Consider the following 11,962-nt stretch of genomic DNA (forward strand, 5'->3'; position numbering starts at 1 on the left):
ATTTCTGCAGACATTCAGGCGGAAGATGCTCAAGACCATGCGCGTTCCTACCACTCCGCAGCGCAGCCGCATGATGTCGAGCATTCGCGGAAAGAACACCCGGCCGGAACGGATACTTCGCTCCCTCCTTTTCGCCAGGGGTTTTCGATATCGACTTCATGTGCGGGGGCTGCCCGGCTCCCCCGACCTTGTGTTCCCGAAGCGCAGAGCAGTGGTGTTCGTCCATGGCTGCTTCTGGCACCGACATGAAGGCTGCCGCTACACAACCACTCCCAGGACCAATGAAGATTTCTGGCGGCAGAAATTCCAGGGAAATGTCGCTCGCGACAGGCGCCATGCGGAGATGCTCCATGCTCTCGGCTGGCGCGTGGCGGTCGTCTGGGAGTGCGCCTTGAAGCACTCGGTCGAGGAGACTGCGCAAGCGGTTGAGGAGTGGCTGCATGGCGATGAAGATGTCCTGGTGATTGGTCAGAGCATTGACTAGCCCGCTTCGGCAAGCACCGGAAGCTGTTCTGGCAGGTTTCGCGGCACGCTTCCCGCCGGCCTCTTCTGTACGGCATCACCAGCCTGCCTCCGCCTCCTCCTGCTCATCTCGTTCAGAAGACTACGAACGATCTTGGCCAGTTTGTGGGCAAGCAACGGAGGCACCGCATTGCCGACCTGGGTGTACTGCTCCGTGCGGTTGCCCGCGAAGACGTAGTTGTCGGGAAACGTCTGGAGCCGTGCTGCTTCCCTGACCGTGAGACTTCTGCATTGGGAGGGGTCGTAGTGGATGTAGTAGTGCCCGTCCTTGGCAATGTGAGCCACCACCGTGGTGGACGGTTCGTTCCTGCACTGCACGCGGAACCGATCCTTGAACGGGATCGCTTCGGATTCCCGATCGACATGCACATTGATGTGATCGGGAAGCAGCTTGGGAGGGAACACATCCAGCCGTGGGCAATATCCCCATAAATGAGCGAAGCTGGCCGAGAAAAGATAGCGAGCAAGATCGGATGCCATGTGCGCGCGCGCTTCATGCTGACAGACACCACCCAGGCTTCGGTCGTGAAGCCATTGCTGAAGCTCGGTCGGCTTCTTCGGCCTTCTATAGCCTCGTGAAATGAAGGCGCCACCGGTCGTGGTGCTGGTTGCCGCAGCGGCAAAGGCACGCATTGTCCCGATCATGACGGACTCGTTTTCTGTCCTCCATCCCTTGACGTAAGAGGGGGCAGCCTGAACAGCCTTGCGCCATGCCTCCACTGAATCGCCACGCGACAGCTTGCTGCGGATTCGGGGAAGATCGTCAATGGCCTGTTTGACCGTGACAGGCCTTGCTACTGGTGCCAGCAACTGGTGTTGAGGCATGTCCAGCCCCTTTCTCACTCCGAGCAGAATCACGCGATGCCTGCTTTGCGGGATCCCATGGCGCTCAGAATGGATAAGGTAGTCGGTGGGTTCCAGCGAACTGCCGTCGCCCTTCTTGGTGAAGGATCGGATCTCATATTCGAGCCCCTCGGTCGGCATCGAAAGATCCGCAATGATCTTCTCGAACATCGGGTCGCCGGAGTGCTTTGAGGAAAGCAGACCCTTGACATTCTCCATCACGAAGATGGTGGGCTTGTGCACCTGGATGATTCTCAGGTACTCCCTGTAGAGGAAGTGCTTTTCATCCTTGTGAAAGTCCTTGTCGTTGGCGCGTCTGGAGCGCCCCGCCAGCGAATACGCCTGGCAGGGCGGGCCGCCGATCAGCACCCAGGTTTCCTGCCCCTTCAGTGCAGCACGAATTTCCCTGTCGATACTGGCTTCGTCGGACTTGCCAAGCTCCAGGCACCTCGCCTCGGCGGCAGCATGCTCGAAGGCGCTGGCCACGGCAGGGATCCTGCGGAAAGCGGCCTCATCGATCTCGCCCCGTATGTAGCTGTAGTAGTGCTTGACGTCCTTGGTGCCACGCAAACGCCTGAACACTGCCCTGAGCGTCAGCGTGCGATGTGCGACAGCATCCTTTTCAATGGAAAGGGCGATCTCGAAGAATGGCTGCCGCTTGTGGCCCTGCAGGGAAGCAAATCCTTCCCCGAGCCCTCCTGGGCCAGCAAAAAGATCAATTATGGGAACTGGCACGCCAGCAATCCTCCCCTTGGTTCTTTCCCGAACGTGATTCGGTTGCCGATTTGGTGCACGCTCACTCTGCCTCCGGCTTCTTCTTGCTGATGCTTTCGGCGATCCACCGATCCAGCTCCGAGCGGCGGAAGCGCCAGGTACCTCCAAGCTTGAACGCCGGAATCTCGCCTTTCTGGGCAAGGCGATAGACCGTCCGTTTCCCGGCTTTGAGGTAGGCCGCGACCTCCTCAAGCGTGAGGATCTCGCTCTCGACTTCAGTCATCCGGAAACCATCCGATCTGGCCTTTCGTAAATTACGATTGCCAAGTTTAGCCAATTCTACCAAGCTGCGGTAGGCGCTGGCCAACTCCGCAATCCCGGGAGCATTGCACGGTTGATCGCCAGCTCGCCCCGGGAATCCGGTCATGCCGGAGTTCCCATTCCCTGCGGCGCAAAGCGAGAGCGCGCCACAGCATCTGGCCATCCGCTTCAACGGGGAATGGCACGATGGGACAGACCAAACGCCGCGCATCCGCATGGCCTTCGCTGGCCGTGCTGTTGGCCGTGTCGTTCTCGGCCCTGCAGCCTGCCGTCGCCGCCGACGGCGTCGCCATGGAGCGTGAGCAGCTCACCGCGCTCGCCCGCCAACTCGACCTGATCGACCGCCTCGCCGAGCACGCCGCCAATACCGCTCCGCAGGAACGCGCCCGCTACCACTTCGACTACGCCCGACTGCGCGCCGACCTGAAGCGCGTTCGCGCCGGCTTGCAGGACTACCTCGTGCCCCAGCGCGCCCAGCCGCGCGATCCCGTCCCGCTGGCCGGCGATTACGTCCACCGCGACCGCGCCGACGACGAGGAGCCGTCGCCATGACGCCCTCTGCCGATCAGGTCGCCGCCTTCCAGGCCAACGGCGGCTTTGCGCCTTCGGCCGTCTCTGCCGTGGTGCTGGGCTTCGTGTTCGCCGTGTTGCTGCTGTGGGGCGTGTGGGCCATGCGCACCGCCTACGTCGGCTGGGCCGAGCACCGCATCACTGAACGTCAGTTCCTCGCCGTCGTCGTGCGCTTCGTGGCGATGTACCTGGTGCTGACCTTCTTCCTCCTCTCCTGACCGTCACGAAAGGCCATACGCCATGAACATGCCACCGACACCCCATCGCATTTCGTCCCGCATCGCCGCACCGCTGCTGCCGCTGGCGCTCGCAGGCCTGCCGCTGTCGGCCTTCGCGCAGGGCCTGCCGACCATGGAGGACCCTTCGCGCGGCCAGGGCAGCGGCATCCTGCAGACCTTGCAGAACTACGGCTACGACATCGTGCTGCTGATCGCGCTGCTGGTGGTCGCATCGATGTTCGTCGGTGTCTGCTATCACGCCTACACGCGCTACTCGGAGATCCACACCGGCCGCGCCACCTGGGGCCAGTTCGGCCTGACGGTCGCCGTGGGCGCGATCCTGCTGGTGGTCGGCATCTGGCTGCTCACCAAGGCCACCGGCGTGCTGTGAGGGCGGCAAGCGATGGCCGTCCCCTCGGAGACCCCGCAAGACACGCTGGTGAGCTTCCTGCCGCACCGGCTGAATCGCCAGCCGGTGGTCGTGCGCGGGCTGACCGCCGACGAGTTGTGGATCTGCGCCGGCCTGTCGGCCGCAGCCGGATTCGCACTCGGCCTGCCGCTGGCCTGGCTCACGCACAGCATCGCCATGGTGCCGACGCTGATCGTCGCCGGCATCGCGCTGGGCGTCTTTGTCGGCGGTGGCTTCCTGCGCGCGCAGAAGCGCGGCCGGCCCGACACCTGGCTGTACCGGCAGCTCCAGTGGCGGCTGGCCCTGCGGCACCCGGCGCTGGCAGCGCTCCTGGGCGGCCGGCGCCTCATCACCCGCTCGGGCTACTGGACGACCCGGCGCAACGCCGATCGAGGGGCGCCATGAGCCGTTTCAGGAACGAGGTTGCGCACCTGCAGGCGCATGTGAAGACGCTGCGTCTGGGGGCCGGCGCACTGTTCGTGGTGGCGCTGCTGCTCGGCTTCGGTTGGTGGAGTGCGCCGAAGAGTCTGACCATCCATGTGCCGCCGGACCTGCGCTCGGGCAGCACGCGCAAGTGGTGGGACGTGCCGCCCGAGAGCGTGTATGCCTTCTCGTTCTACATCTGGCAGCAGGTGCAGCGCTGGCCCACGAACGGCGAAGAAGACTATCCGCGCAACCTGCGCGCGCTGTCGGCCTACCTGACGCCGGGCTGCCGGGCCTTCCTGCAGCAGGACTACGAGTACCGGCGCGCCAGTGGCGAGCTGCGTCAGCGCGTGCGCGGCATCTACGAGATTCCCGGCCGCGGCTACGGCGATGATCCGGCCACGCGCGTCAAGGTGGTCTCCGACCGCGACTGGATCGTCACGCTCGACGTGAGCGCGGACGAATACTACGGCTCCGAGCAGGTCAAGCGCGCCCTGGTGCGCTACCCCATCAAGGTCGTCCGGCTGGACATCGACCCCGAGCGCAACCCCTTCGGCCTGGCGCTGGACTGCTACGCCAGCGCACCCCAGCGCATCGAACCGCCGCCGACGCCGACCCAGGCCGGCGTGCCCGCCAACGCCCCCGGCCACCTGCAGGGAGACTCCCCATGAAGCCCGTTGCCTTGTCGGCCCTGGCCAGCGTCCTGCTGATCCTCGGTGTCGTGCCGGCCAGCCAGGCCGTGGAAATCCTGCGCTGGGAGCGGCTGCCCCTGCCGGTGCCGCTGGTGGTCGGCCAGGAGCGCGTGGTCTTCATCGACCGCAATGTGCGCGTCGGCGTACCGGCCAGCGTCGGCGACCATCTGCGCGTGCAGAGTGCGGGCGGCGCGATCTACCTGCGGGCGAGCGAGCCGATTCCGCCCACGCGGCTGCAACTGCAGGACGTGGAATCCGGCGCGCTGATCCTGCTCGACATCGCCGCCGAGCCGGCGAAGGACGGCCAGGCGCCGCTGGAGCCGGTGCGCATCGTGGAAGCGGAGGCCCCCGCGAAGCGCTACGGCGGCGGTGCAGCAAGTGGCGCGGACGAGCAGGCCGATGCGCCCGCAGACAAATCCGTTCCCCGGCGCGAAACGCCGGTATCGGTCGTGCTGACGCGCCATGCCGCGCAGAACCTGTACGCGCCGCTGCGCACCGTCGAGCCGGTCGCCGGCATCGGGCGCGCAAACCTGCGCCGCGGCCTCGCGCTGGACACCTTGCTGCCGACACTGCCGGTGCATGCGCGGGCACTGGCCGCGTGGCGCCTGGAAGACCAGTGGGTGACGGCCGTGCGGCTCACCAATACCTCGGCGCGCTGGCTCGACCTCGACCCGCGCGCCCTGCAGGGGAACTTCGTGGCGGCGACCTTCCAGCATCCGAACCTGGGGCCGGCCGGCACCGCGTCCGACACCACGGTGCTCTACCTGGTCACGCGCGGCCACGGCCTGGCCGAGTCGCTGCTGCCGGCGCTGAGCCCGATCGACGCCACCGTGAACCTGCCGCCGGCCGCTGCGGCCGGTTCGACCGGAGGAGCGCGCGATGAAGAGTAATCCGCTGCTCAAGTGGCTGCTGATCCCGATGGCGCTGCTGCTGGTGTTCGTCGGCATCAAGCTGTTCTCCGGCGCCCCCGGCGGCCAGCCCGCCCCCAAGGGCGCGGCCAGTACGCTCACGCCCGAGGAGATGAAAGCCCTGGGCATCGCAGGCGACACGCCGCGCGATACCGTCGCCACGCTGGTGGCCCAGGTGAAGCAGTTGCGCACCGAGCTGCAAAGCGCGCTCGGCGACAACAAGCAGCACAAGGCCGAGAACGAGCGCCTGCGTGCCCGGGAAAGCGCGATCGACCAACGCATCCAGAGCGCGCTGGAAGGCGAACGCAACCGCCTGGAGCAGGAGCGTAACCAGGTGGCCAGCGACAGGCAGCAGGCCCAGGGGCTGCTGCAGGATCTGCAGCGGCAACTGGACGGTCTTTCCGGCAAGGGTGGCCCGTCCGACCTGCCCGTCGGGCTGGGACTGGAAGAGGGTGACGGCAAGCGCTTCAACCGCGGCGTCGGTGGCACGCAGTGGGTCGAGCCCGACGATGCCAAGGTCGACGCCAAGAACGGCAGCAAGGAGCCGAGCTTTCCCCTGAGCTTCGGGCCGGCCCAGAAGAGCCTGTCGGCCGCAGTGGAATCCGTCGCCGACGTCGGCAGCCGCGCCGTGGGCGCATCCACGAAGGCTGTCTACACCGTGCCGTCGAACTCGACGCTCATGGGGTCGATTGCCATGACGGCGCTGATCGGGCGCGTGCCGATCGATGGAACCGTCAACGACCCGTACCCGTTCAAGGTGCTGATCGGCCCGGACAACCTCACGGCCAACGGCATCGACATCCCCGACGTGGCCGGCGCCGTGGTCAGCGGCACGGCCTCGGGCGACTGGACGCTCTCGTGCGTGCGCGGGCAAATCCGCTCGGTCACGTTCGTGTTCCAGGACGGCACCATCCGCACGGTGCCGGAGGACAGCAGCAAGGGCAGTAGCAGCGGCGGCAACTCGGGGCACAACGGCGCCAGCATCCAAGGCGGCCTGGGCTGGATCAGCGACCCCTACGGCATTCCGTGCGTCAGCGGCGAGCGGCGCAGCAACGCCCAGCAGTACCTGGGCAGCCAGGCACTCATCACCGCGGCCGGCGCCGGCGCCGCTTCGCTCATCAAGTCCGACAACGGCAGCGTGGCCGTGGTCGCCAACAGCAACGGCTCGCTGGGCACCGTCGGCATCAGCGGCAACGAAGCGATGGGCCGCATCCTCGCGGGCGGCGTGCGCGACATGGCCGATTGGGTCAACAAGCTCTACGGCCAGGCCTTCGCGGCGGTCTACGTGCAGCCCGGCGCCAGGGTGGCCGTGCATCTGGAGCAGCCGCTCGACATCGACTACGACGCCAAGGGGCGTCGGGTCCACCACCGCACCGGAGAAGCCCATGCCTCGGATCTGGATTGACGCGGCCGCCGTGCTGCTGGCGGCCACCCTGCTCGGCGGCTGCGCCACCAGCAAGGAGAAGCTGCTGCCACACGGCGACAGCACCATGCTCGACATCTGGCATCAGGAGACCGGCGGCAGCGCGGGCGGCGGCCAGGCCGCGCGGCAACTGCTCGATGCGCGCCAGGGCCTGCGCCGGCCGCTGGCCGATGCCGATGTGCAGGCGGCGCCCGGCGTGCAGGCGCGCTACACCCGTACCGCGCAGAACGAGATCTACCGCCAGTTCCACCGCCTGCCGAATCCCGACCTGGTGATGTACGTGTTCCCGCACCTGGCGGGCACCGACCCGGTGCCGGTGCCCGGCTACAGCACGGTGTTCCCGCTCTACCAGCGCGTGCAGTACGCGATGCCGGGTGAACGCGTGGAGGACTACTGATGGCCTGGTCGCTGCCGTGGTCACGCAAGCCCGACGCATCGCCTGCTGACGCCGTGGATGCGACCGATGATGCCTGGGCACGGCACGTGGCGGCCTTGGTGGCACAGGGTGTCGCCGAGCCGGGCAGCGCGCTCGGCCGGGGCCGGCGCAGGCCGGCCACCCAGGCCGACCACGATGCGCTCTATGGCGTCGCGCCGTCGTTCGCGGACTTGCTGCCCTGGGTCGAGTACCTGCCCGGCAGCAAGTGCATGTTGCTGGAAGATGGCCAGTCGGTGGCGGCCTTCTTCGAGCTGGCGCCGGTCGGCACCGAGGGCCGCGAGATGGCCTGGCTGTGGCAGGCGCGCGATGCGCTGGAGAACGCCCTGCAGGACTCCTTCGACGAGTTGGACGACAACCCCTGGGTGGTGCAGCTCTACGCCCAGGACGAGGCCAACTGGGACAACTATCTGCGCTCCCTGGCGAACTATCTGCAGCCGCGTGCGCAAGGCAGCGCATTCAGCGACTTCTACCTGCGTTTCTTCGCCCATCACCTGCGGGCCATCGCCAAGCCGGGTGGCCTGTTCGAGGATACTGCCGTGACGCGCCTGCCTTGGCGCGGCCAGGTCCGGCGCGTGCGCATGGTCGTCTACCGCAGCACGTCCGCGGCCCCGGCCTCGCGGCGCGGCCAGTCGCCCGAGCAGGCGCTGACGACGATCTGCGACCGCCTCGTCGGCGGGCTGGCGAATGCCGGCGTGAAAGCCCGGCGTCTCGGCGCGGCGGACATCCACGCCTGGCTGCTGCGCTGGTTCAACCCGAATCCGACTTTGCTCGGCGCCACTGCCGAAGATCGGGAACGCTTCTACGCGCTGACCCGCTACCCGGAAGAGCGGGAGGAGGGCGAGATCGAACTCGCCAGCGGCACCGACTTCGCGCAGCGCCTGTTCTTCGGCCAGCCACGTTCGGACGTGCCCAACGGCCTGTGGTTCTTCGATGGCATGCCGCATCGGGTGATCGTGATGGATCGTCTGCGCACGCCGCCGGCGACCGGCCATCTGACCGGTGAGACGCGCAAAGGCGGCGATGCCATGAACGCGCTGTTCGACCAGATGCCCGAGGATACGGTGATGTGCCTGACGCTGGTCGCCACACCCCAGGACGTACTGGAGGCGCACCTCAACCACCTCGCCAGGAAGGCCGTCGGCGAGACCCTGGCCTCGGAGCAGACCCGGCAGGACGTGCAGCAGGCGCGCGGGCTGATCGGCAGCGCGCACAAGCTCTACCGTGGCGCGCTGGCGTTCTACCTGCGCGGCCGCGACCTGGCCCAGCTCGATGCGCGCGGCCTGCAGCTCGTCAACGTGATGCTCAACGCCGGCCTGCAACCGGTACGCGAAGAGGACGAGGTGGCGCCGCTGAACAGCTATCTGCGCTGGCTACCGTGCGTGTTCGATCCGGCTGCCGACAAGCGCCAGTGGTACACCCAACTCATGTTCGCGCAACACGCGGCGAACCTGGCCCCGGTCTGGGGTCGCAGCCAGGGCACAGGGCATCCCGGCATCACGTTCTTCAACCGAGGCGGCGGTCCGATCACCTTCGATCCGTTGAACCGCCTCGACCGGCAGATGAACGCGCATCTGTTCCTGTTCGGCCCCACGGGTTCGGGCAAGAGCGCGACGCTCAACAACATCCTGAACCAGGTGACGGCGATCTACCGGCCGCGCCTGTTCATCGTCGAGGCGGGCAACAGCTTCGGCCTGTTCGGCGACTTCGCGGCACGGTTGGGTCTCACCGTGCATCGAGTGAAGCTCGCGCCGGGCGCGGGCGTCAGTCTGGCGCCGTTCGCCGACGCCTGGCGCCTGGTCGATACGCCGAGCCAGGTACAGACGCTGGACGCCGATGCGCTCGACGAAGACCAGACCGATGCCGGCATGGCCGTGGAAGGCGACGAGCAGCGCGACGTGCTCGGCGAGCTGGAGATCACTGCACGGCTGATGATTACCGGCGGCGAGGACAAGGAAGAAGCGCGCATGACGCGCGCCGACCGCAGCCTGATCCGCCAGTGCATTCTCGATGCGGCCCAGCATTGCGTGGCGGACAGACGCACGGTGCTCACGCGCGATGTGCGCGAGGCACTGCGCGAGCGCGCCCGCGACGCCACGCTGCCGGAGATGCGGCGCGCACGGCTGCTGGAGATGGCCGACGCCATGGATATGTTCTGCCAGGGCGTGGACGGCGAGATGTTCGACCGGTCCGGCACGCCGTGGCCCGAGGCGGACATCACCATCGTGGACCTGGCCACCTTCGCGCGCGAGGGCTACAACGCCCAGCTCTCGATTGCCTACATCTCGCTCATCAACACCGTCAACAACATCGCCGAGCGCGACCAGTTCCTGGGCCGACCGATCATCAACGTGACGGACGAAGGCCACATCATCACCAAGAACCCGCTGCTCGCGCCCTACGTGGTCAAGATCACCAAGATGTGGCGCAAGCTCGGCGCCTGGTTCTGGCTCGCCACGCAGAACCTGGACGACTTGCCGAAAGCGGCCGAGCCCATGCTCAACATGATCGAGTGGTGGATCTGCCTGTCGATGCCACCCGATGAAGTCGAGAAGATCGCGCGCTTCCGCGAACTCAACGCTTCGCAGAAGGCGCTGATGCTCTCGGCACGCAAGGAGGCCGGCAAGTTCAGCGAGGGCGTCATCCTGTCCAAGTCGATGGAAGTGCTGTTCCGCGCTGTGCCGCCCAGCCTCTACCTGGCGATGGCGATGACCGAGCCCGAGGAGAAGGCCGAACGCTTCCAGTTGATGCAGCAGCACGGCATCAGCGAGCTGGATGCCGCCTTCCGCGTGGCCGAGAAGATCGACCGTGCGCGGGGCATCGAACCGCTGGCGCTGGACACGTTGGCCTGACGGGAGCGACACGATGCGCATGCCTTCCTTCGCCCGCCGTCATCCCCGGATCGGTCTGCTGATCGTGGTGACGATTGCGGTGGCCTCGTGGATGCTGCTGCGCGCGCCGCAACCGGCAACCGAGTCCATGCCCCTGGCCGCCGCCGGGTCCGAAGCGTCGAAACCGGCCGGCCCGCCCTGGCTGTATGGCCGTGCCGATGCGCGCTTCACGGTGGTCGGGTACGCCGACCTGGAGTGTCCGTACTGCCGGGCCTACTTCCCCGCGCTCAAGCGCTGGATCGACGCCCATCCCGAGGTGAACTGGCAGTGGCACCACCTGCCGCTGTCCATGCACGAGCCGGCCGCGACTGCCGGGGCACGCCTGGCGGAGTGCGCGGGCGAGACGGGGGGACATACCACGTTCTGGCAGGCCGTGGCGTGGCTCTACGCGAACACCCGTGGCGACGGGCAGGGTGTGCCGGCGAGCCTGCACTATCCCGAGCTCACGCCAGCCATGCAGGGCTGTCTCGAGAGCGATCGCCCCGATGCCGTCATCCGTGCTCAGGCGGTGGAAGCCGCGGAGCAGGGCATCGCGGCCACACCGGCCTTGCAACTGCGCGACCGCGAGACCGGCAAGACCCTCCTGCTGCACGGGCCTGTCGAAGGTGATGCCTTGCTGTCGGCCATCGACCTGCTCGCCGCCAGCGGTACGACCGTTGCCGAACCTGCCCATTCCGAAGACATGCCCACCGGCGGTGCCGGTGACATGCCCAGGTAGCCATCGATCTTCAAGGCTGCGGCGCGGCTCGTCCGCGTTGATCGAAACCCGTTCGCATCGCATCCCTTGACGCGAACGGCCACCGCATCCGCGGTGGTGGATGCCCGCTCGTCACCCGTTCCATCCCCATCGTCCCCAGGAGGGTTTGCCCTCCAGGGGCAGGCGCCCTCCGATCTCATCCATTGGAGGTTCGCCATGTCTCTTGTCATCGCCGACTCCCGCCCGGAGTCGCTCACCCTGATCGCCGCCCAGCACGAAGACTGGATCATCCGGCAGGCCATCACCCTGCTGGAGAACCGCGTGTTCAAGGCCGGTCCAGCGCTGGGCAGTCCCGCCGCCGTGCGCGACTACCTGCGCCTGAAACTGGTCGCGGAGCCGAACGAAATCTTCGCCGTCGTGTTTCTCGACAACCAGCACCAGGTGCTCGCCTTCGAGCCGCTGTTCAAGGGCACGGTCGACCAGACTTCGGTGTATCCGAGGGTGGTGGTCCAGCGTGCGCTGGCGCTCAACGCTTCGGCGCTGATCCTGGCGCATCAGCATCCCTCGGGGAACACCGAGCCCTCGGCCGCTGATCGTGCGATCACCGAGCGGCTGAAGAGCGCCCTGGCCACCGTCGATGTCCGGGTACTGGATCACTTCATCGTCGGCAAGGGCAGCCCGTACTCGTTCGCCGAAGCCGGCTTGTTGTAGTCCGCACCGCAGGCGTCCCTTCCGGGGCGCCTGTGGAATTTCTAGCCGGGATGGACGCGGGGCCGTGGCGTCCCAATGACGGACCACTGGGGTCACCCAGCTACTCAGGCGGTATTGCCTGCACGACGCACCTTTTGCGACGCACCTCGCTTGACAATCTACATATAGTGTGTTGATCGTCAGTGGA

The 11,962-nt window shown here is 66.9% G+C and carries 14 protein-coding genes; 12 read left to right on the forward strand and 2 right to left on the reverse strand.

What is annotated here, in order from left to right; all coding sequences use genetic code 11:
* Positions 1-25: 25 nt before the first annotated feature.
* Positions 26-484 (forward strand): very short patch repair endonuclease, encoded by a 459-nt coding sequence (locus tag HMPREF2924_RS17265; protein WP_009397211.1) that lies wholly within the window; start codon positions 26-28, stop codon positions 482-484.
* Here HMPREF2924_RS17265 and HMPREF2924_RS17270 read toward each other — a convergent pair.
* Together HMPREF2924_RS17270 and HMPREF2924_RS17275 are read right to left on the reverse strand one after the other, a co-directional pair.
* Complete coding sequence (locus HMPREF2924_RS17270) at positions 481-2,100, reverse strand: DNA cytosine methyltransferase (RefSeq protein ID WP_019484547.1); 1,620 nt, start codon at positions 2,098-2,100, stop codon at positions 481-483. The two genes, HMPREF2924_RS17265 and HMPREF2924_RS17270, sit on opposite strands and share 4 nt — an antisense overlap.
* Before the next feature lie 61 nt (positions 2,101-2,161).
* Positions 2,162-2,362: a methylation-associated defense system helix-turn-helix domain-containing protein MAD1 gene (locus HMPREF2924_RS17275; protein ID WP_009397209.1), complete on the reverse strand. Its 201-nt coding sequence runs from the start codon at positions 2,360-2,362 to the stop codon at positions 2,162-2,164.
* Positions 2,363-2,586: 224 nt separating this feature from the next.
* Here HMPREF2924_RS17275 and HMPREF2924_RS17280 point away from each other — a divergent pair, with 224 nt between their 5' ends.
* The 11 genes from HMPREF2924_RS17280 (at position 2,587) to radC (ending at position 11,775) form a co-directional block, all read left to right on the forward strand.
* Entirely contained in the window at positions 2,587-2,952 is a 366-nt protein-coding gene (locus HMPREF2924_RS17280) for an integrative conjugative element protein, RAQPRD family (protein WP_019484548.1), read from the forward strand.
* Positions 2,949-3,188: a TIGR03758 family integrating conjugative element protein gene (locus tag HMPREF2924_RS17285; RefSeq protein ID WP_010792128.1), complete on the forward strand. Its 240-nt coding sequence runs from the start codon at positions 2,949-2,951 to the stop codon at positions 3,186-3,188. Before HMPREF2924_RS17280 ends, HMPREF2924_RS17285 begins: the two co-directional genes overlap by 4 nt.
* Before the next feature lie 22 nt (positions 3,189-3,210).
* Complete coding sequence (locus HMPREF2924_RS17290; protein ID WP_019484549.1) at positions 3,211-3,579, forward strand: TIGR03745 family integrating conjugative element membrane protein; 369 nt, start codon at positions 3,211-3,213, stop codon at positions 3,577-3,579.
* A 12-nt stretch (positions 3,580-3,591) separates the two neighbouring features.
* Positions 3,592-4,002, forward strand: a complete 411-nt coding sequence (locus tag HMPREF2924_RS17295; protein ID WP_019484550.1) for a TIGR03750 family conjugal transfer protein — start codon at positions 3,592-3,594, stop codon at positions 4,000-4,002.
* Positions 3,999-4,691 (forward strand): PFL_4703 family integrating conjugative element protein, encoded by a 693-nt coding sequence (locus HMPREF2924_RS17300; protein WP_019484551.1) that lies wholly within the window; start codon positions 3,999-4,001, stop codon positions 4,689-4,691. Before HMPREF2924_RS17295 ends, HMPREF2924_RS17300 begins: the two co-directional genes overlap by 4 nt.
* Complete coding sequence (locus tag HMPREF2924_RS17305; protein WP_023083168.1) at positions 4,688-5,602, forward strand: TIGR03749 family integrating conjugative element protein; 915 nt, start codon at positions 4,688-4,690, stop codon at positions 5,600-5,602. Before HMPREF2924_RS17300 ends, HMPREF2924_RS17305 begins: the two co-directional genes overlap by 4 nt.
* On the forward strand, positions 5,592-7,025 hold the full coding sequence (locus HMPREF2924_RS17310; RefSeq protein ID WP_023101506.1) for a TIGR03752 family integrating conjugative element protein: 1,434 nt from the start codon (positions 5,592-5,594) through the stop codon (positions 7,023-7,025). The genes HMPREF2924_RS17305 and HMPREF2924_RS17310 overlap by 11 nt, the downstream gene beginning before the upstream one ends.
* A complete protein-coding gene (locus HMPREF2924_RS17315) occupies positions 7,006-7,440 on the forward strand; it encodes a TIGR03751 family conjugal transfer lipoprotein (protein ID WP_023083166.1) in 435 nt (144 codons plus the stop codon). Before HMPREF2924_RS17310 ends, HMPREF2924_RS17315 begins: the two co-directional genes overlap by 20 nt.
* Entirely contained in the window at positions 7,440-10,328 is a 2,889-nt protein-coding gene (locus tag HMPREF2924_RS17320) for a conjugative transfer ATPase (RefSeq protein WP_023083165.1), read from the forward strand. The genes HMPREF2924_RS17315 and HMPREF2924_RS17320 overlap by 1 nt, the downstream gene beginning before the upstream one ends.
* Positions 10,329-10,341: 13 nt before the next feature.
* Entirely contained in the window at positions 10,342-11,085 is a 744-nt protein-coding gene (locus HMPREF2924_RS17325) for a DsbA family protein (protein ID WP_019485626.1), read from the forward strand.
* Positions 11,086-11,280: 195 nt separating this feature from the next.
* On the forward strand, positions 11,281-11,775 hold the full coding sequence (gene radC, locus HMPREF2924_RS17330) for a RadC family protein (protein ID WP_003292123.1): 495 nt from the start codon (positions 11,281-11,283) through the stop codon (positions 11,773-11,775).
* The last annotated feature ends 187 nt before the right edge of the window (positions 11,776-11,962 follow it).

Source organism: Pseudomonas sp. HMSC063H08 (genome assembly GCF_001813645.1).
GTDB lineage: Bacteria > Pseudomonadota > Gammaproteobacteria > Pseudomonadales > Pseudomonadaceae > Pseudomonas > Pseudomonas aeruginosa.

What these genes read in the sequence shown, in the direction of transcription:
- HMPREF2924_RS17290 (WP_019484549.1), top strand. Translation starts at nt 3,211, where the DNA reads ATGAACATGCCACCGACACCCCATCGCATTTCGTCCCGCATCGCCGCA.
- HMPREF2924_RS17280 (WP_019484548.1), top strand. Translation starts at nt 2,587, where the DNA reads ATGGGACAGACCAAACGCCGCGCATCCGCATGGCCTTCGCTGGCCGTG.
- HMPREF2924_RS17275 (WP_009397209.1), bottom strand. Translation starts at nt 2,362, where the DNA reads ATGACTGAAGTCGAGAGCGAGATCCTCACGCTTGAGGAGGTCGCGGCC.
- HMPREF2924_RS17325 (WP_019485626.1), top strand. Translation starts at nt 10,342, where the DNA reads ATGCGCATGCCTTCCTTCGCCCGCCGTCATCCCCGGATCGGTCTGCTG.
- HMPREF2924_RS17295 (WP_019484550.1), top strand. Translation starts at nt 3,592, where the DNA reads ATGGCCGTCCCCTCGGAGACCCCGCAAGACACGCTGGTGAGCTTCCTG.
- HMPREF2924_RS17300 (WP_019484551.1), top strand. Translation starts at nt 3,999, where the DNA reads ATGAGCCGTTTCAGGAACGAGGTTGCGCACCTGCAGGCGCATGTGAAG.
- HMPREF2924_RS17315 (WP_023083166.1), top strand. Translation starts at nt 7,006, where the DNA reads ATGCCTCGGATCTGGATTGACGCGGCCGCCGTGCTGCTGGCGGCCACC.
- radC (WP_003292123.1), top strand. Translation starts at nt 11,281, where the DNA reads ATGTCTCTTGTCATCGCCGACTCCCGCCCGGAGTCGCTCACCCTGATC.
- HMPREF2924_RS17310 (WP_023101506.1), top strand. Translation starts at nt 5,592, where the DNA reads ATGAAGAGTAATCCGCTGCTCAAGTGGCTGCTGATCCCGATGGCGCTG.
- HMPREF2924_RS17320 (WP_023083165.1), top strand. Translation starts at nt 7,440, where the DNA reads ATGGCCTGGTCGCTGCCGTGGTCACGCAAGCCCGACGCATCGCCTGCT.
- HMPREF2924_RS17265 (WP_009397211.1), top strand. Translation starts at nt 26, where the DNA reads ATGCTCAAGACCATGCGCGTTCCTACCACTCCGCAGCGCAGCCGCATG.
- HMPREF2924_RS17305 (WP_023083168.1), top strand. Translation starts at nt 4,688, where the DNA reads ATGAAGCCCGTTGCCTTGTCGGCCCTGGCCAGCGTCCTGCTGATCCTC.
- HMPREF2924_RS17285 (WP_010792128.1), top strand. Translation starts at nt 2,949, where the DNA reads ATGACGCCCTCTGCCGATCAGGTCGCCGCCTTCCAGGCCAACGGCGGC.